The organism is Urbifossiella limnaea, from assembly GCF_007747215.1.
GTDB lineage: Bacteria > Planctomycetota > Planctomycetia > Gemmatales > Gemmataceae > Urbifossiella > Urbifossiella limnaea.
In genome coordinates, this window is the sequence record NZ_CP036273.1 from 1,846,854 (window position 1) to 1,863,820 (window position 16,967).

General features: G+C 69.3%; 19 protein-coding genes. 7 read left to right on the top strand and 12 right to left on the bottom strand.

The features are described 5' to 3' along the window. Positions 1-5: 5 nt before the first annotated feature. On the top strand, positions 6-2,267 hold the full coding sequence (locus ETAA1_RS07305; protein ID WP_145235722.1) for a hypothetical protein: 2,262 nt from the start codon (positions 6-8) through the stop codon (positions 2,265-2,267). A 73-nt stretch (positions 2,268-2,340) separates the two neighbouring features. Here the strand turns inward: ETAA1_RS07305 and ETAA1_RS07310 are convergent, their stop codons facing one another. The 8 genes from ETAA1_RS07310 to groL (ETAA1_RS07345) form a co-directional block, all read right to left on the bottom strand. Then, entirely contained in the window at positions 2,341-2,538 is a 198-nt protein-coding gene (locus tag ETAA1_RS07310; protein WP_145235725.1) for a DNA gyrase inhibitor YacG, read from the bottom strand. Beyond that, complete coding sequence (locus ETAA1_RS07315) at positions 2,531-2,971, bottom strand: hypothetical protein (protein WP_145235728.1); 441 nt, start codon at positions 2,969-2,971, stop codon at positions 2,531-2,533. The genes ETAA1_RS07310 and ETAA1_RS07315 overlap by 8 nt, the downstream gene beginning before the upstream one ends. Before the next feature lie 19 nt (positions 2,972-2,990). Then, the gene (locus tag ETAA1_RS07320) at positions 2,991-3,323 is read right to left on the bottom strand and encodes an FmdB family zinc ribbon protein (RefSeq protein WP_145235731.1); all 333 of its coding nucleotides are present in this window, start codon (positions 3,321-3,323) and stop codon (positions 2,991-2,993) included. Between the two features lie 2 nt (positions 3,324-3,325). After that, positions 3,326-3,859 carry a nucleotide exchange factor GrpE gene (locus tag ETAA1_RS07325; RefSeq protein ID WP_145235734.1) on the bottom strand — a complete coding sequence of 178 codons (534 nt, stop codon included), beginning with the start codon at positions 3,857-3,859 and terminating at the stop codon, positions 3,326-3,328. A 16-nt stretch (positions 3,860-3,875) separates the two neighbouring features. Further along, entirely contained in the window at positions 3,876-5,012 is a 1,137-nt protein-coding gene (gene dnaJ / locus ETAA1_RS07330) for a molecular chaperone DnaJ (protein ID WP_145235737.1), read from the bottom strand. Between the two features lie 134 nt (positions 5,013-5,146). Further along, positions 5,147-6,778 carry a chaperonin GroEL gene (groL, locus tag ETAA1_RS07335; protein WP_145235739.1) on the bottom strand — a complete coding sequence of 544 codons (1,632 nt, stop codon included), beginning with the start codon at positions 6,776-6,778 and terminating at the stop codon, positions 5,147-5,149. Positions 6,779-6,909: 131 nt separating this feature from the next. Beyond that, positions 6,910-7,221, bottom strand: a complete 312-nt coding sequence (gene groES / locus ETAA1_RS07340; protein ID WP_145235742.1) for a co-chaperone GroES — start codon at positions 7,219-7,221, stop codon at positions 6,910-6,912. 84 nt (positions 7,222-7,305) lie between these two features. Further along, the gene (gene groL, locus ETAA1_RS07345) at positions 7,306-9,018 is read right to left on the bottom strand and encodes a chaperonin GroEL (protein ID WP_145235746.1); all 1,713 of its coding nucleotides are present in this window, start codon (positions 9,016-9,018) and stop codon (positions 7,306-7,308) included. A 289-nt stretch (positions 9,019-9,307) separates the two neighbouring features. Between groL (ETAA1_RS07345) and ETAA1_RS07350 the strand changes: the two genes are divergently transcribed. Together ETAA1_RS07350 and ETAA1_RS07355 are read left to right on the top strand one after the other, a co-directional pair. Beyond that, positions 9,308-9,775, top strand: coding sequence for a GNAT family N-acetyltransferase (locus ETAA1_RS07350; RefSeq protein WP_145235749.1), 468 nt, complete (start codon positions 9,308-9,310; stop codon positions 9,773-9,775). A gap of 19 nt (positions 9,776-9,794) precedes the next feature. After that, a complete protein-coding gene (locus ETAA1_RS07355; RefSeq protein WP_202920728.1) occupies positions 9,795-10,331 on the top strand; it encodes a GNAT family N-acetyltransferase in 537 nt (178 codons plus the stop codon). A 24-nt stretch (positions 10,332-10,355) separates the two neighbouring features. On the opposite strand, the gene ETAA1_RS07360 is transcribed toward ETAA1_RS07355, so the two are convergent. Then, complete coding sequence (locus tag ETAA1_RS07360; RefSeq protein WP_145235755.1) at positions 10,356-10,847, bottom strand: Clp protease N-terminal domain-containing protein; 492 nt, start codon at positions 10,845-10,847, stop codon at positions 10,356-10,358. Between the two features lie 220 nt (positions 10,848-11,067). Between ETAA1_RS07360 and ETAA1_RS07365 the strand changes: the two genes are divergently transcribed. Together ETAA1_RS07365 and ETAA1_RS07370 are read left to right on the top strand one after the other, a co-directional pair. Continuing rightward, a complete protein-coding gene (locus tag ETAA1_RS07365) occupies positions 11,068-11,919 on the top strand; it encodes a hypothetical protein (RefSeq protein ID WP_145235758.1) in 852 nt (283 codons plus the stop codon). A 103-nt stretch (positions 11,920-12,022) separates the two neighbouring features. Further along, positions 12,023-12,949 carry an acyl-CoA desaturase gene (locus tag ETAA1_RS07370; protein WP_145235759.1) on the top strand — a complete coding sequence of 309 codons (927 nt, stop codon included), beginning with the start codon at positions 12,023-12,025 and terminating at the stop codon, positions 12,947-12,949. Here ETAA1_RS07370 and pheS read toward each other — a convergent pair. Together pheS and ETAA1_RS31625 are read right to left on the bottom strand one after the other, a co-directional pair. Continuing rightward, complete coding sequence (gene pheS / locus ETAA1_RS07375; RefSeq protein WP_390621233.1) at positions 12,908-13,939, bottom strand: phenylalanine--tRNA ligase subunit alpha; 1,032 nt, start codon at positions 13,937-13,939, stop codon at positions 12,908-12,910. The genes ETAA1_RS07370 and pheS overlap by 42 nt on opposite strands. A 63-nt stretch (positions 13,940-14,002) precedes the next feature. Beyond that, positions 14,003-14,179: a hypothetical protein gene (locus ETAA1_RS31625; RefSeq protein WP_202920729.1), complete on the bottom strand. Its 177-nt coding sequence runs from the start codon at positions 14,177-14,179 to the stop codon at positions 14,003-14,005. 75 nt (positions 14,180-14,254) lie between these two features. Between ETAA1_RS31625 and ETAA1_RS07380 the strand changes: the two genes are divergently transcribed. After that, the gene (locus ETAA1_RS07380; protein WP_145235763.1) at positions 14,255-14,464 is read left to right on the top strand and encodes a hypothetical protein; all 210 of its coding nucleotides are present in this window, start codon (positions 14,255-14,257) and stop codon (positions 14,462-14,464) included. Between the two features lie 61 nt (positions 14,465-14,525). Further along, complete coding sequence (locus ETAA1_RS07385) at positions 14,526-15,959, top strand: hypothetical protein (protein WP_145235765.1); 1,434 nt, start codon at positions 14,526-14,528, stop codon at positions 15,957-15,959. Between the two features lie 58 nt (positions 15,960-16,017). Here the strand turns inward: ETAA1_RS07385 and ETAA1_RS07390 are convergent, their stop codons facing one another. Beyond that, positions 16,018-16,860 carry a slipin family protein gene (locus ETAA1_RS07390; protein WP_145235767.1) on the bottom strand — a complete coding sequence of 281 codons (843 nt, stop codon included), beginning with the start codon at positions 16,858-16,860 and terminating at the stop codon, positions 16,018-16,020. Positions 16,861-16,967: the final 107 nt, after the last annotated feature.

A 16,967-nucleotide genomic window follows, 5' to 3' on the forward strand; every position in this document is an offset into this window, starting at 1 on the left:
CGACCATGGACCTCACCACCAACCTCAACAACCCGGCGGAGCGGCGGAAGCAGGTCCGCCTCAAGGTCCGGCCGGACCTGCAGGTCTTCGAGCAGAAGTACGAGGGGAAGGGGTTCCACGTCGTCAAGGACCCCGTGTGCCTCCGCTACTACCGGTTCAACAAGCAGGAGTACTTCGTCTTCAGCCTGTTCGACGGCCAGCACACCATGGAGCAGGTGCGCGACCGGTTCGAGGAGGAGTTCACGCCGCAGCGGCTGGAACAACAGGACTTGGAGAGCTTCGCCCGGCAGCTGGTGACGGCCGGGCTCGTGCAGCACGAGCAGGCGGGGGCGGGCAAGCACCTTTTCCATCGCCGCGCGAAGCAGCGCCGCATGAAGCGGCTGGCGACGGTCACCAACATCCTGTACATGAAGATTCCGGTCTTCGACCCGGACCGCATCCTGGTGTGGATGCACAAGTACCTGTGGTGGATCTTCACCACCGCGTTCTTCGCCGTGAGCGTGCTGTTCATGCTCTCGGCGGTGCTGCACGTGACGCTGCACTTCAACACGTTCTACGCCAAGCTCCCGGCGTACCAGGAGTTCTTCACCTGGAACTCCGTGCTGTACATGTGGCTGTCCCTCGGCGCGGTGAAGATCATCCACGAGTTCGGGCACGGGCTGTCGTGTAAAGCCTTCGGCGGCGAGAGCCACGAGATGGGCGTCTTGCTCATGTGCCTCAGCCCGGCGCTGTACTGCAACGTCACCGACGCCTGGACGCTGGCCGACAAGTGGAAGCGGATCATCATCAGCTTCGCCGGCATTTACGTGGAGCTGGTGATCGCCGCGGCCGCGACGTTCGTGTGGTGGTACACGCCGGCGTACCCGTTCGTGAACAACGTGGCGCTGGCCTTGATGGTGCTGTGTTCGGTGTCCACGGTGGTGTTCAACGCCAACCCGCTGATGCGGTTCGACGGGTACTACATCCTGGCCGACTGGCTGGAAATCCCGAACCTCCGCGAGAAGGCCAACCGCTACCTGAACAACCTGTTCCTGGAAAAGTGCCTGGGCGTCGAGGTGCCGCCGGAGGCGTACATGGCCCCGAGCCGCAAGATCCTGTTCGTCACCTACGCGGTCGTGAGCTGGGTGTACCGCTGGGTGGTGACGTTCAGCATCCTGTGGTTCCTGGCCGACCTGCTCGGGCCGAAGCTCAAGATCCTCAGCCAGATGCTGGCGGTGATGTCGCTGCTGTCCATCTTCGTCTGGCCGACGTACCGGGTCGTGAAAAACATCAGTCAACGGGGGCGACTGCCGGACATGAAAGCGCCACGCGTCTACGTCACGATCGCCGTGTTCAGCGCCCTGCTCGCCGCGTTCTTCTTCGTGCCGCTGCCGGTCAGCCGGGTCCACGAGACCGGCCTGTTGAGCATCGACCCGGGCCACGCCGAGGCCGTTCTCCTGCCCGAGCCGGCGCGGCTTGTGCGCGCCGAGCCCGGCGCCCGCCCCGGCCGGCAGGTCCGCACCGGCGACCTGCTCGCCACCTTCCAGAGCGAGCAGCTGGAGGTCGAGCTGGCGGCCGCGGTCAGCGACCAGTCCGAACAGCGGCGGACGTTCGAGGACCTGACCCGCGCCGTCTCCGAGCACCGCGGGCGGATCGACGACGACTCCCTGAAGGGCTACGAGCAGCAGGCCCGCGACGCCGAGGAAAAGGCGCGCACGGCCGGCGAGCGGGTGGCCCTGCTGGCCCGCCGGCAGAAGCGGCTGGCCGAGATCCGGGCGCCGCGCGACGGCATGGTCGCCACCGCCCCGAAGGCCGACGAGGCCGGCAAGCTGTTCGACCGCGGGTACAACGAGAACCAGCCGGTGTTCCTGGTCGGCGACCCGACGAAGCTCGTGCTGCGGGTGCCGGTGACGCCGCAGGAGTACCGCGTCCTGAAGGAAGACTTGCCGGCGCGCGGCGAGCTGGACGTGACGCTCTACGTGCAGGGCCGCAGCGACCGCGAGTTCCACGGCAAGGTGCGGCGACTCCCCGACCAGAACGCGGCGTCGGTGCCGATCCAGCTGACGCAGCGCGGCGGCGGCCCGCTGGCGGTGAAGCCCGACGCCGACCCGAACGTGCTGGTGCCGCTCGCGCAGACTTACCTGGTGGAGGTCGAGCTGACCGACCCGGACGGCTCGCTGAAGCCGGGCCAGCTGGCGTCGGCGAAAGTCCACGCGAAGTGGCGGAGTGGCGCGTGGTGGGTGGGCAAGACGCTGGCGAACGCCCTCGACATCGGGCTGTTCCGCTGACCGAAACCGACAAAGCCCGGGGGCGGCCCCGGGCTTTGCGGTTGGTATTCTCAGCGGCCGCGGGCCGGCCGGATCAGCGGGGGTCGTCCGCGTCGCCGGGGGTGGAGCGGTCGTCGGCGTCGGCACTGGGGCCGGCGACGCGATACCCCTCCCCGAGCCAGCGGCCGAGATCGACGAGCCGGCACCGGCGCGAGCAGAACGGGTAGTCCGGGTAGTCCTTACGGTTCCCCGGCATCGCCGCGTCGCAGATCGGACACCGCACCTTATCCATCGGCCCCTCCCGACCCCGACATCGGGAATTCCCCACGCGCCCGCCACAACGCCACCACTCCCGCCGCGGCGAGCAGGTGAATCGCCATCCCGAACAGGTCGATGGCGAAGTGTTTGGCCGCGCCGTTCGGGTCCGCGTCCGGCCCGTGCAGGTTCAGGTACGAGACGCGGATGACGGTCAGAGCTGCGGCGGTCAGCCCGCACACCATCCCGACCGGTGCGAGGCCGTGCTTCGCGCAACTGCCCGCCCACAACCGGGGCACGAGCACAAGGTGGTTCAGGAACGCCGCAGCGGCGTAGACGGCGACGAGCGCCGTGGTGACGATCCGCGCCAGGGTGAAAGTCGGCTGGTGGTCGTGGGTGAGGGCGGGCCAGAACGCCCACACCCCGACCCACGCGACCGCCGACCAAGCGAGCGCGGCCCGCCGCGTCACGCCGTGCCCTCGGGGGTGGTCACGCCTTCTTCTTCGCCCCGTCGGCCTTCTTCGCGCCGCCGGAGTCGGCTTTCGCCGCCGGCGCCGCCTCGGTCTTGGTTTCGGTCTTCGTCTCGGCGGGCTTCGACTCCGCCGCCGGCGCGTCGTCGGCCGGCTTCTTCTGGCCGCCGCGGCCGTAGTCCGTCTCGTAGAATCCGGAGCCCTTGAAGATGATGGCCCCGCCGCCGCCGAACAGGCGCTCGAGCTTGTTCTTTTTGCACGCCGGGCACTTCGTCAGCACCGGGGCGCTGAACGACTGCAACTCTTCGAACGTGTGGCCGCAGCCGTGGCACTTGTAGTCGTAGGTGGGCATGTTTACTCGCTGCTCCCGCCGGCGGGCGGCTGCGCCGCCACCACCACCATCGCCGGGCGGAGCACCTTGTCGTGGAGGGTGAAGCCGGTGCCGACCACCTGGGTAACGGCCCCCGGCTCGAAGTCGTTGGTCGGCTGCTGCGACACCGCCTGGTGGACGTTCGGGTCGAACGCGGTGCCCGCGGCGGCCTCGATCCGCGCCACGCCGTAGCGCTTCAGCACGTCGAGGAACTGGCTCGCCGTGACCGACACGCCGACCGCCAGCGGGCCGGTGTCGCCGGCGGCCTTCGCGGCGGCCGACGCGCGCTCCAGGTTGTCGAGTGCGCCGAGCAGGTCGCGGATGAGCCCCTCGGCGGCGAACTTCCGCTGGGCGTCGGCGTCGCGGAGCATCCGCTTGCGGGCGTTCTCGAAGTCGGCCAGCCGCAGCTTGTAGTTCGCCACCTCGTCCTCGGCCGCGGCGAGCTTCGCGCGCACGGCGTCGAACTCGGCGAACGGGACGGCGTCGACAGGGATGCGGTCGTCGGGCAGGTCGGCCATCGGCGGGGTCCTGTTACTACTTCTCGTCCGTGGTTGGAGGGGCGTCGCCGCCCAGAAGGTCCTTCAGTTTCCCGAAGAACCCCTTGCGCGGGCCGCTCACGCTCGTCTTCGTCGTCTCGGCCAGCTTCCGCAGCAGTTCCTCCTGCTCGGGCGTGAGGCTGGTCGGCGTCTCGACCACCACCTGCACCAGGAGGTCGCCCTTGCGGCCGCCGCGGGGGTTGGGCATGCCGTGGCCGAAGACGCGGAACACCTCGTGCGTCTGCGTGCCGCGGGCCAGGTCGTGGACGACCTTCTGGCCGGTGAGCGTGGTGATTTCGATCGGCCCGCCGAGCGCGGCCTGCGAGAACGACACCGGCCACTGGCACACCAGGTTGTGCCCGTCGCGGTGGAAGAACTTGTGGTCGCGGACGCGGATGACGAACTCCAGGTCGCCGCGCGGGGCGCCCGGGTCGCCGGCGTCACCCTCGCCGGCGTAGCGGATGCGGTTGCCGGTATCGACGCCGGCGGGAATCTCGACGTCGAGCGTCCGCCGGGCCTCGACCCGGCCGCGGCCGCGGCACCCGCCGCACGGGTCGGTCACGACCTGCCCGCGCCCCTCGCACGCCCGGCACGTCTGCTGGACGGAGATGAACCCCTGGTTGAGCAGCACCGCCCCCTGGCCGCCGCAGCGCTTGCAGGTCGCCGGCTTCGTGCCGGCCTTCGCCCCGCTGCCATTGCAGGGGGCGCAGAACTCCTCGCGGGAAACCGTCTGCGACTTCGTGACGCCGGTGGCGGCCTCGACCAGGTCGATGTCGATGACGGTCTGTAGGTCGCGCCCGGGGCGGGGCCCGCCGCGCTGCCGGCGCCCGCCGCCGCCGCCGCCGAACAAGCCGCCGAACAGGTCGCCGAACAGGTCGCCGAGGTCGACGCCTTGCCCGCCCCCGCCGCCCTGCAGGCCGGCGTGGCCGTGGCGGTCGTAGACGGCGCGCTTCTGCGGGTCGCGCAGCACCTCGTAGGCCTCGGTCACTTCCTTGAAGCGGACCTCGGCCTCGGCGTCCCCGACGTTCCGGTCGGGGTGGTGCTGCATCGCCAGCTTCCGGTACGACTTGGTGATCTCCACCTCGGTCGCCGTCCGGGTGACGCTCAGCACCTCGTAGTAGTCGCGCTTCGCCATCGGATCAGAGTTGCCAGTGGACAGGGGCCGGTGGCCAGTCGAAACACCCTTGCATCATATGAGCAGTGGGCAGTGGGCGGTGAATCCGGTTGCCCGTCTTCACCGCCCACTGCCCACTGCCCCCTGCCCACGACTCACGCGACGGCGCCGGCGACCTTCGACTTCTTGTCGTCCTCGTCGATCTTGGTGATCATCACCTCGGTCGTCAGCATCAGCCCGGCGATGCTGGCGGCGTTCTGCAGGGCGTTCCGCGTCACCCGCAGGGGGTCCACGATCCCGGCCTTGAACATGTCCACGTAGTCGTCGTTGTTGGCGTCGTAGCCGTAGGTCGCGTTCTTCTGGTTCGCCACCTCGTCGGCCACCACGGCGCCGTCCTTGCCGCAGTTCTCGGCGATCGTGCGGACCGGCTTCTGCAAGGCGCGGGCCACGATCTCGGCGCCGTTCCGCTCGTCGCCCTTGAGCTTCTCGGCCAGCGCCTCGACGACCGGCACGCAGCGGAGCAGGGCGGTGCCGCCGCCGGCGACGATCCCCTCGGCGACCGCGGCGCGGGTCGCGTGCAGGGCGTCCTCGACGCGGCCCTTCGTCTGCTTCATCTCGGCCTCGGTCGCGGCCCCGACCTTGATGATCGCCACGCCGCCGACCAGCTTCGCCAGCCGCTCGGAGAACTTCTCCTTGTCGTACTCGCTCTCGGTCTGGTCCATCTGGGTGCGGATCGTCTGCACGCGGGCCTCGATGGCCTCCTTCCGCTTCTTCTCCAGCTTCTCGACGATGATCGTGCAGTTCTCCTTCTCCACGCTCACCCGGTCGGCCGTGCCGAGCATCTCGAGCGTGACGTTCTCCAGCTTGATGCCGCGGTCCTCGCTCACGAACGTGCCGCCGGTGAGGACGGCCATGTCCTCCATCATCGCCTTGCGGCGGTCGCCGAACCCGGGGGCCTTGACCGCGCACACCTCGACGAGCCCGCGGAGCTTGTTGACCACGAGCATCGCCAGCGCCTCGCTCTCCACGTCCTCGGCGACGATGAGCAGCGGCCGGCGGGCCTGCGCCACCTTCTCGAGCAGCGGCAGGAACTCGCGGACGTTGGAGAGCTTCTTCTCGTACAGCAGCACGAGGACGTTCTCCGGCTCCCACTTCAGGTCCGGGCTGTTGGCGGCGAAGTACGGCGAGATGTAGCCCTTGTCGAACTGCATCCCCTCGACGAAGTCGAGCACCGTGTCGGAGGTCTTGCCCTCTTCCACGGTAATGACGCCGTCCTTGCCGACCTTCTCGAAGGCGTCGGCCATGAGGGCGCCGATCTTCGGGTCGTTGTTGGCGGAGATGCTGGCGACGTGCTGCATCTCCTCCTTCTTGGTGAGCCGCTTGGTGAGCGTGCCTTCGAGGTACTCGACGGCCTTGCTGACGGCCTTGTCGATGCCGCGCTTCACGGCCATCGGGTTGCCGCCGATGGTCGTGTACCGCAGGCCTTCCTGGTAGATGGCCAGCGCCAGCACGGTGGCGGTGGTGGTGCCGTCGCCGGCGTTGTCGGAGGTCTTCTGGGCGACGGCGTTGACCAGCTTGGCGCCCATGTTCTCGAAGGCGTCCGGCAGGTCGATTTCCTTCGAGACGGTGACGCCGTCCTTGGTGACGGTGGGGCCGCCGAACGACTTGTCGATGATGACGTTCCGGCCGGTCGGCCCGAGCGTGACGCCGACCGCGCGGGCCAACTTCTCGGCGCCCTGGAGGAGCTTCTTGCGGGCGTCGTCGGTGTACAGCAGCTGCTTCGCCATTTGATTAGTTCCGAGTTTCGAGTTTGAAGTTTCGAGTTTGGAGGCGCCGAGTTCCGAGCCGGGTCGGCATCACCGCCCCGCGGTTCACCTCGCGGGGCGGGAACTCGAAACCCGAAACTCGGAACTCGAAACTACTTCACCAGCTTGGCGAGGATGTCGCTCTCGCGCAGGATCTTCAGCTCCTTGCTGCTGACCTCCACGTCCGAGCCGCTGTACTTGCCGTAGATCACAGTGTCGCCGACCTTCACGCCGACGGCCGTCCGCACGCCCTTGTCGGACAGCTTGCCGGGGCCGACGGCCACGACCTTGCCCTGCTGCGGCTTCTGCTTGGCGGTGTCCGGCAGCAGGATGCCGCCGGCGGTCTTCTCCTCGGCGTCGGTCGGCTCCACCACGACGCGGTCGTCGAGCGGGCGGAGGCTCAGGGGGGCGTCCTTCTTGGCCATCGGGGGCTCCACGTATCTGAGAGTGAGGGTGTGTGTGTTCGTGTGAGAAGCCCACCCGCAGCGGCGGGTGGGCCGAGTACCGCGTTACATCATGCCGCCCATGCCGCCCATGCCGCCCATCCCACCGCCCATGCCGTGGTCGTCGTGGTGGTGGTCGCCGCCGCCGGCCTTCTTCGGCTCGGGGATGTCGGCGATCATGGCCTCGGTCGTGAGTAGCAGGCCGGCCACGCTCGCGCCGTTCTGCAGGGCGCTCCGCGTCACCTTCACCGGGTCCACCACGCCCGCCTTGCGCAGGTCGGTGTACTCGTCGGTGTCGGCGTTGTAGCCGTGGTTCTTGTCCTTCGCCTTGAGAATCTTCGAGACGACGACGGTGCCGTCCTTGCCGGCGTTCTCGGCGATCATCCGGCACGGCATCTCCAGGGCGCGGTACAGCACCCGGGCGCCCTCCGCCTCGTCGCCTTCGAGCTTCAGCTTGTCCAGCCCCTTGCGGGCGTTCAGCAGCGCCACGCCGCCGCCGGGGACGATCCCCTCGGCGATGGCGGCCTTGGTCGCGGCCAGGGCGTCCTCGTACAGCGCCTTCCGCTCCTTCATGGCCGTCTCGGTCGCGCCGCCGACCTTGATGACGGCCACGCCGCCGGCCAGCTTGGCGAGCCGCTCCTGCAGCTTCTCGCGGTCGTACTCGCTGTCCGTCTTGTCGATCTCCTTGCGGATCAGCTCGGCCCGGCCGTCGATGGCCGCCTGCTTCCCCTTGCCCTCGGTGATGGTCGTGTTCTCGGCGTCGATGCGGACGCGCTTGCAGCGGCCGAGGTAGCTCACGACCGTGGGCACCTTCTCGCCCTTCGGCCCGTCGGAGACGGCGTCGAGCTGCACGCCCAGATCCTTGAAGATCGCCTTGCCGCCGGTCAGCACGGCGATGTCTTCGAGCATGGCCTTGCGGCGGTCGCCGTAGCCGGGCGCCTTGACGGCGCAGACCTGGAGGATGCCCTTCAGCTTGTTGAGCACGAGCGTGGCCAGCGCCTCGCCCTCGAAGTCCTCGGCGATGAGGACCATCGGCTCCTTCTGCTTGCTGGCCCACTCGAGCAGCGGGATCAGGCTCTTCACCGTGCTGACCTTCTCCTCGAAGATCAGGACGTAGGGGTTGTCGAACTCGCAGGTGACCGACTCGGGGTTGTTCACGAAGTGCGGCGACAGGTAGCCGCGGTCGAACTGCATCCCCTGGACGACGTTCACGACCGTGTCGGCGGCCTTGCCCTCTTCCACGGTGATGACGCCGTTAGTGGCACCGACCTTCTTCATGGCCTCGGACAACTTCGAGCCGATGTCGCGGTCGTTGTTGGCCGAGATGGTGGCGACTTCGGTGATGCTCTTGGAGTCCTTCGGGTCGATCTCCTCGGCGATCTTGTGGAGCTCCTCGACCACCTTGTCGACGCCCTTCTGGATGCCGCGGACCAGCGCCATCGGGTCGTGCCCGCCGGCAACGGCCTTGAGGCCTTCGCGGAAGATGAACTCGGCCAGCACGGTGGCGGTGGTGGTGCCGTCGCCGGCGATGTCGGAGGTCTTGCTGGCGGCCTCCTTGACGAGCTGGGCGCCCATGTTCTCGAACGGGTCGTTGAGCTCGATGTCTTCGGCGACGGTGACGCCGTCCTTGGTGACGTTGGGGGCGCCCCAGCCCTTGTCGAGGACAGCGTTGCGGCCGCGCGGCCCGAGGGTGGAGCGGACGGCGCGGGCGAGCTTGCTGGCCCCGGCGAGGAGCTTCTGCCGGGCGTCGTCGGCGTACTGGAGTTGCTTGGCTGCCATCGGTTCGATCCGCCCAGGGTGGTACGAAAGAGAATCGGTGACCTACCCCACAGCAAAGCGGGTGCCGCGGCGTATGTGGTGGCGCAAGGTGTTTTTTGGGAAGGGATTGCGACGGATGCTTGTAAGCCGCGGATGGCTGCTAGTGCCATTGTGGCAGCGGCCGACGCTGGGGGGAGGATCGGTTTTGGCAGGGGCCGCAGTGAGGCAGGATTCGGGTTGTTGCACCGCGAACCCGTCGCAGCGTTGACGTGTCGGGGGGTGGGACGCCGCCATCCAACCGGAGTTCGGAATGATTCGCCCGACAACGTCCGACGACACCGCCGCCATCCTCACCTTGGCTGTGGCGTCCGGCCTATTCCCTCCCGAAGCGACCGACGATGTCGCCGCCGTCTTGCGTGGGAGTCTGGCCGGTGAGAATGGTCCCGACCACGTGTGGCTGACCGACGACGACATCGGGCCGGTGGGTGTGGCGTACTACGCCCCGGAGCGGATGACGGACGGGACGTGGAACTTGTACATGCTCGCCGTCCACCCGGACCGCCAACGGCAGGGGCGGGGCGCGGCTCTGGTGCGCCACGTCGAGCGGGAGTTGTCGACCCGCGGTGCCCGGGTGCTCCTGATCGAGACATCGGGACTGGCGGCCTTCGAGCGGACGCGGGCGTTCTACCGGGCGCTCGGGTACGATGAGGAAGCCCGCATCCGCGAGTTCTATAAGGCTGGCGACGACAAGGTCGTGTTCCGCAAGGCGCTGGCGTAGAACTCAGGAGTTGCACGCGATGATCGTATCGGACCGCCTGACGCTGGTGCCAGCCACGGTCGCGCTGGCCCGTGCGGAGCTCGCCGACCGCGGCGAGTTCGCCCGCCAACTCGACGCCGTGGTGCCCGACAACTGGCCCCCGGAATCCGCCGCCGACGCACTGCCGCTTTTCCTGAGCTGGCTCGAAGCCGCACCCGACCGCGTCGGCTGGTTCGGCTGGTACGCCCTGGCCCGCGACGCCGGTCCGCCAGTGCTGGTCGGCGGGGGCGGGTTCCTCGGGCCGCCGCAAGACGGAGCGGTTCAGATCGGCTACTCGCTGCTGCCCGAGTTCCAGCGGCGCGGGTATGCGACGGAAATGGTGAACGGCCTGGTTCGCTGGGCGTTCGGCCAGCCGGGGGTGGAGGTGATCGCGGCCGAAACGGAGTGGGCCAACCCCGCGTCAGTGCGGGTGCTGGAAAAGGTGGGGTTCACGCCCGCAGGGTCGGCGGCAGAGCCGGGCGGAGCGCGGTTTGAGTTGCGTCGCAAAACGAAACCGGGGGCTTGCGCCCCCGGCTAACGACACGGCAACTGCACGCCCGGATTACGCCGGCGCCTGGCGCTCCGCCAGTACGGCTAGCTCGGTCAGCTTCGCCGCCGTCACGCCGATCCGCTCGAAGCACTCGGCCACGATGCTGTTCGGCGTCGTGAACAGCGTGATGAGCAGGTCCATCGGGGTCACGCGGTCGCGGCCCGAGTCGGCGGCCCGGCCGTGGGCGTCGCGGAGTAGCCGGATCACGTTGTCGGACAGGAACTCGCGGTTCAGCAGGAGCGGCGGAACCGGCTCCGCGTTCTCTTGGTTGAACAGGTCGCGGAACTGGTCAAGTAGGCCCGGGAGGTCGGCGCCGAGGCGGCCGGCCCAACTCGACACGCCCGAATCCGGCGCCGCGAGCAGGCCCATGAACAGGTGCGGGGTGCGGACGCTGTCCCAGTTGGTGGCCCGGGTGTGGGCTAGCGACTCCCGGAGGACGGTGGCCGTGGCCTCGTCCAGGATGTCGGGGCTGAGGCGGCCGCTGGGCAGGAAGATGTCGTCCACAGTTCGACCGTTTCCGTTCCGAGCGGGTGACGGGGTAACCGTCGTGCCGGCGGGTTCGCCGGGCGTCGTCCGGTTGGGTGGATTATGTCGCGCTCGCACCCGACCCGCAAGGCGGCTCCGTAACCATCAGACCAGTTTTTTCCTTGCCGCAATTCCGCCCGGCACTGAGGATGAGCGGCCGGCCGATGTTTTCAGGTCGGCCCTGATTCGGAGGCACACCATGACGGGGCGGAGCGTCCGCGCGGCGGGGTGGGTTCTGCTCGGCGCCGCCGTCGCTGTCGGTCAGCCGGCGAAGGACGACAGCCGGGCCGCAACTCTCACCGACGCGACCGGCAAGGAGCAGGCGCTGACGGGCGTGCGGTTCACCGGCGGCGTGCGGCGGCTCGGCTGGCTCGGCGGCCCGAAGGACGCCCCGGCGGCTCTGGAGCTGCGCGAGCCGGATTCGACCACGTTCCAGAAGGGCGTAACGACGCTGATCCCACTCGGGGCCGTGGAGGCTGTCCGGTACGACTACGCGAAGGTGGCTGTCGCCGTGGCGGTGAAGGGGCTGCCGGCGCCGCTGGCGGGGTCGCTGCAGTTCAAGGGGATCAACACGTGCGCGCTCGACAGCGCGGCCGGGAAGTTCGCCGGCGGCGGGAAGGACGGCTTTCGGTCGCTCGTGTTCGCCGGGGCGGTGCCGCTGCCGGTGCGGCCGGCGGGCGCGGCGTGGGCGGTGACGGTGGAGCAGCCGAAGGCGATGAACCCGACGCACGCGGTGCGGAACCTGAAGGCGCTTTACGCGGCAGGCGCGGCCGAGTGGCTGGCCGACGACCTGCCGCTGCGGAAGGGTTCGCCGCTGAAGCTGGACGCGGCAGCGTTCAAGAAGTTGGAGCTCGTCGCGGTGGACGCGAACACGCAAACCGCGGCCGCAGAGCTGACCCCCGCCGACGGCCCGCAGCGGCTGATCGCATTCCCGCTGACTCGGGAGCGCGACGGCAAGACGGGCCTGTTGCTCGGACTGCTCGGCGAGGTGGACGCGGGGTGGAAGCTGTTCCCACTCCACACCGTGCGGACGGTCAGCCCGGCGCCGTGAGTTTCGGCTGGCGGTGGCGACCAGTCGGACGCACGTCTGGGGGTGGTGTGGCGGCCTGGGCCACGAGGTGGTATCGTCCACACCCCGGACCGGAGCTGCTCGCGTGCCGTCACCACTCGTTTCCCCAAGCCGCGCGGGTCTGATCCGCTGGGCGCACGAACTCCTCCCCCTCGTCGGTGTGCCCGCGGCCGTCGTCGCCGCTGTGGTCTACGGGTTGCCGCTGCACGTCGCCGTCGCGGCGTTCCTGATGGCGCTGGCGTCCGGGCTCGGCGTCACCGTCGGGTTCCACCGGCTGTTCACGCACTGCGCGTTCGCCACGCCGCGGCCAGTCGAGTGGGCGCTGATGGTGCTCGGGTGCATGGCGGGGCAGGCCTCGCCGTTCTGGTGGATCGCCACCCACCGCGACCACCACCGCCACAGCGACCGCCCCGGCGACCCGCACTCGCCGCACCTCGACGGCGGCGGCTGGCGCGGCTTCTGGCACGCCCACATGGGCTGGCTCACGCAGGACTATCGCTACGACCCGCGCACCGTCCCCGACCTGACGCGCCGCCGCGACCTGGCATTCATCGACCGCCACTGGTTCGAATGGTACCTGCTCGGTCTCGCGCTGCCGGCCGCGGTCGCGTACCTGATCGGCGGCACGCCCACGGACGCGCTGTTGGGCTTCCTGTGGGGCGGGCTGGTGCGGCACTTCGTGACGCAGCAGGCGACGTTCGCGGTGAACTCCGTCGCCCACGTGTGGGGCTCGCGGCCGTACCCGACCACCGATTCCAGCCGCAACAACTGGCTCGTCGGGGTGCTGGCGATGGGCGAAGGGTGGCACAACAACCACCACGCCTTCCCGACCTCGGCGCGGCACGGCTTCCGCTGGTGGCAGGCCGACGTGAGTTGGTACACGATCTGGGCGCTGGAGCGCGTCGGCCTGGCGTGGCGGGTGCGGCGCCCCAAAGCCGCCCATCCGTCGCAACGGGTCGGCTTTCAGCCATCAGAACTGCCGCAGGAAGCGCAGGTCGTTCTGCCAGAATAGCCGGATGTCGTCGATCGCGTGCTGGAGCATCAGCATCCGCTGCGGCCCCATGCCGAACGCGAATCCCGTCACCTTGTCCGGGTCGTACCCGCCGGCGCGCAGCACGTTCGGATGCACCATGCCGGCGCCCATGATCTCGAGCCAGCCGGTGCCCTTCGTGAGGCGGTCGCGGTTCGGGTCGTCCTTCGGCCAGTCGATGTCCACCTCGATGCTCGGTTCGGTGAACGGGAAGTAACTGCTGCGGATGCGCACCTGCCGCTCCGGGCCGAACATCCGCCGCGCGAACGCCGTGATTGTCCCCTTCAGGTCGGCCATCGTCACGCCGTCGCCGATAACGAGCCCCTCGACCTGGTGGAACTGGATCTCACTGCGGGTGCTGATGGCTTCGTTGCGGTAGCACATCCCCGGCAGGATCACCCGCACGGGCTTCCCCGCGGCGGCGCGCATGACGTGGATTTGACCCGGGCTGGTGTGCGTCCGCAGGACCACGCCGGGCCGGTCGGTGAAGAACGTATCCCACATGTCGCGGGCGGGGTGGTGCGCCGGCATGTTCAGGCACTCGAAGTTCAGCTCGTCCGTCTCGACCTCGCGGGTGCGGACGACCTCGAACCCCATGTCGGCGAACACGCGCGTGACCTGCCGCAGAATCTGCGTCGCCGGGTGGAGCCGGCCGCGCAGCCGGGTGCGGCCGGGGAGCGTCACGTCGAGCGGGTTGGTGGTGAGCGCCGCTTCGAGGGCCGCCGCTTTCTCCTTCGCCAGTGCCGCGTCATAAGTGGTTTGCAAGGCCACCTTGACGCGGTTGGCCTCCTGCCCGTAAGCCGCTTTTAGCTCCTTCGCAACGCGACCGATCCCGGCTAGTGCCGCCTTCATCAGTCCCTTGTCGCCGAAGTATTTAGTGTACCAGGCGCGGAGGGCGGGCTCGTCGGCGCACGCGGCCAGCTCGGCGAGCGCGGCGGCTTCCAGGGTCTTCAACTCGTCCATGGTCGTCACTCGTCCTTCGTCCGCCGTCGTTCGGGGAGAAGGACAGAATACGACGTGAGGCCGCGGCGTGAATCACCCGTACGCCGGCGGCGGGCCGGGCTCGGGGGCCGGCGGCGACGGCGGCTGCACCGGGTGCGGGATGGCCGGGCTGCCGGGGTCGCGCGGCGGCACCGATTCTGGCGGCAGTGTCGGCGGGTCGATCGTCGGTTGTCCGGGTCCGGGCGTCCCCGGCGGGTGGAACGGGTTCATGTCGTCCTCCGAATACGGGTCGGAACGGACCGGGTTTTGCAATCCGTGTGCCGTCCCCTGTCAGGAGGAGTGCCCGTGCTGGACATCACGACCGAACCGACGCGCGACGAGCTGAATGACCACACCGTGCCCGGCCTGCCGCGGCTGGTGTGCGAGACGCACGCCCACCTCGGCCCGGAGGCAACACCGCAGCAGGTTTGCGACGCCATCCGGGCGCAGGGCGTGGAGACGACCGTCGAGGACGTGAGGGCGTGTTGGCCGGAAGGCGGCAAGCTGGGCGGGTGACGCCCTCCGAGCTATGCATCCGCGCCGTGTACACTACCCGGGCACCCGCGGAGCCGTCGCCATGCCCGATCCGAAGCCGCTCGCCGGTTACACGTCGTACAAGAATCTCCCACCGCTCGCCGGCCTCTGCTCGGTAGAGGAGGCGGCGAAGCCGGGCCTCTCCGTCGAGGAGTGCGTCCGCCGGCTGAAGCGGTTCCACTACGCCTTCCGCCGGCTGCACCACCTCCTGACCGCCCGCATCACCGCCGAGCCGATCTACGAGCTGAAGACGGCGTTCGCGCACCACGCCCACCTGTGCGCCGAGCACGCCACCGCCTTGCGGACGCGCATCGGCGAGATGCGCGAGCCGCCGCTGGGCCTGGAGGACGTGCCGCACCCGGCCCTGGAGGCGTTCTTCGATGAGATTCTGTGCGCGCCGACGACGGAGGAACTGCTGAACGGCGTGCACCACGTCGCCATCCCCGCGCTCGGCTCGGCGACGTGGCAGTACATGGAGGACACCAACCCCCTGGCCGACGCACCGAGCCGGCGCGTGCTCAAGTTCGCACGCCTTGAGCTGGAGGAGATGGGCGACTTCGGCATGTTCGCCACCGGCCTGCCGCACACGGACCGGACGCCGGAACTCACCGAGTTGCTGCGCCAACTTCTCGCTGTAGCGGGCGGGCTGGATGGAACCGCGGAAAGCCCATCCGTTGCAACGGGTGGGCTTCCGCGTCGCTACTCCAAGACTCCCTACCAGTACGACCCCGTGCCGAAGCGCGACGAGCGGTTCACCGACCCGTGGAATCAGGGGGTGAACGCGGAGGCGTTCCTGTACGACGAGGCGAAGCCGGCGCGGGCCAAGGCGCTGATGATGCTCTACAAGCGGCTCCGCGAGATCGACGTGCCCGAGATGATGGCAAGCATCATCACCCAGACGCCCGGCAAGCCGTGGGGCTACTACCGCGACATGAGCCGCCAGCTGTGGGACGAGGCCCGGCACGCCATGATGGGCGAGGTCGGGTTTACGGCCCTCGGCGTGGACTGGACGCAGGCCCGCATCACGTTCAACTGGTCGTACCGGCTGAACACCGAGTGCAGCCCGATGGAGAGGCACGGCGTCCTGTACTTCATCGAGCAGGGACTCATGCCGCGGACCGGCAAGCGCTACGAGTTCGAGGTGGCCCGCGACAGCGGCCTGCCGCTGATGGCGACCATCCAGGACTTCGACTGGGCCGACGAGGTGTTGCACTCGCAGATCGGCCGGCAGTGGTACGTCCCCGAGTTCGGCAGCCTGAAGGAGGCGCTCGACTACGGTGACAAGGCGTGGAGCCACGTCCTGAGCAACTGGACGACGGTGAAGGAGCAGGGGCTGACCGAGCACGCCAACTGGTGGCCGACGATTTACTCGCAGGCGTGCGCGGCCGAAGGGGTGGCGCCCGACCCGGAGGTGCTGGCGTTCGCCACGACCTACGAGGGAACGCGGGCGGATTTGCAGCGGGTGGCGGGGGAATAGTTCCGCCGCTTGCGGCGTAGCGGGGCACGCCCCGCTACGCCGCAAGCGGCGGACCCGCTCACTCCTCCCCGTTCTTCGCCTCCGCGAAGTCGAGGTAAATCCGTGCGTTGGCGTTCTTCCCCAGCTCCTTGAGCGCGGTCAGCTCCTCCAGCCGCAGCAGCGCCGGGTGCGTGGTGAACGCGGCCGCCGCCTTGCTCCGCTCCTCCAGCGCGGCCCGCTCCGCCTCCACGCGCGTCCGCGTCGCCGCGGCGTCGGCCTCGGCCCGCGTCCGCACCGCCTCGGCGTCCGCCGTCGCCTGGATGCGGCCGGCGTCGGCCTTCGTCTGCGCGTCGATCCGCTGTACCTCGGCGCGGGTGCGGGCCTCGACCAGTTGCGCCTCGCTGGTCCGCTCGGCGGCGAGCACCTTGTTCATGATGTCCTGGAGGTTCCCCGGGAACACCAGGTCCTTCACGTCGGCCCGGCCGATCGCCACGCCGTAGCCCGCCGCGGCGCCCTGCACCTCGCGGAGGATGTCGTCGCTGAGCCGGGTGCGGTTCGTGAGGATGTCCTCGAGCGTCATCGCGGCCAGGCTGCGGCGGGCGGCCAGCTGCACGTCGGTGTACAGCCGGTCCTCGTAGCTCGCCACGGCCTGGACCGCCGCCTTCGGGTCCACGACCGCGAACTGCACCAGGATGCTGACGCGGATGGCGACCTTGTCGGCGGTCAGGATTTCCTGCCCCTTGATGGTGAGGTCGCGGTTGCGGAGGTCCACGACGGTCACGTCCACCTTCGGCGTGCGGCGGAACAGCCGCCGCCGCGGCAGCTCGTGCCGGCCCGGGGGAAGCACCTCGGCGAGAACGCCGTCGACGTACTTCAGCCCGCGGTGGGTGTCGCGGATGATGATGTCCTTCGTTGCGGTCATGGTCGTGCCCTCCTCGGGGCCGTGGTGTTGTGTTGGGGGGCGGCCGCGAAGGCTGACCGATTCGAAGGATCGGCGGCTTCGATTTGTGAAATCGACCCGGGTGCCGT

Excerpts from the sequence above, each read along its gene's own strand:
- ETAA1_RS07305 (WP_145235722.1), top strand. The coding sequence starts at position 6 with ATGGACCTCACCACCAACCTCAACAACCCGGCGGAGCGGCGGAAGCAG.
- ETAA1_RS07310 (WP_145235725.1), bottom strand. The coding sequence starts at position 2,538 with ATGGATAAGGTGCGGTGTCCGATCTGCGACGCGGCGATGCCGGGGAAC.
- ETAA1_RS07320 (WP_145235731.1), bottom strand. The coding sequence starts at position 3,323 with ATGCCCACCTACGACTACAAGTGCCACGGCTGCGGCCACACGTTCGAA.
- ETAA1_RS07325 (WP_145235734.1), bottom strand. The coding sequence starts at position 3,859 with ATGGCCGACCTGCCCGACGACCGCATCCCTGTCGACGCCGTCCCGTTC.
- dnaJ (WP_145235737.1), bottom strand. The coding sequence starts at position 5,012 with ATGGCGAAGCGCGACTACTACGAGGTGCTGAGCGTCACCCGGACGGCG.
- groL (WP_145235739.1), bottom strand. The coding sequence starts at position 6,778 with ATGGCGAAGCAGCTGCTGTACACCGACGACGCCCGCAAGAAGCTCCTC.
- groES (WP_145235742.1), bottom strand. The coding sequence starts at position 7,221 with ATGGCCAAGAAGGACGCCCCCCTGAGCCTCCGCCCGCTCGACGACCGC.
- groL (WP_145235746.1), bottom strand. The coding sequence starts at position 9,018 with ATGGCAGCCAAGCAACTCCAGTACGCCGACGACGCCCGGCAGAAGCTC.
- ETAA1_RS07350 (WP_145235749.1), top strand. The coding sequence starts at position 9,308 with ATGATTCGCCCGACAACGTCCGACGACACCGCCGCCATCCTCACCTTG.
- ETAA1_RS07355 (WP_202920728.1), top strand. The coding sequence starts at position 9,795 with ATGATCGTATCGGACCGCCTGACGCTGGTGCCAGCCACGGTCGCGCTG.
- ETAA1_RS07365 (WP_145235758.1), top strand. The coding sequence starts at position 11,068 with ATGACGGGGCGGAGCGTCCGCGCGGCGGGGTGGGTTCTGCTCGGCGCC.
- ETAA1_RS31625 (WP_202920729.1), bottom strand. The coding sequence starts at position 14,179 with ATGAACCCGTTCCACCCGCCGGGGACGCCCGGACCCGGACAACCGACG.
- ETAA1_RS07385 (WP_145235765.1), top strand. The coding sequence starts at position 14,526 with ATGCCCGATCCGAAGCCGCTCGCCGGTTACACGTCGTACAAGAATCTC.
- ETAA1_RS07390 (WP_145235767.1), bottom strand. The coding sequence starts at position 16,860 with ATGACCGCAACGAAGGACATCATCATCCGCGACACCCACCGCGGGCTG.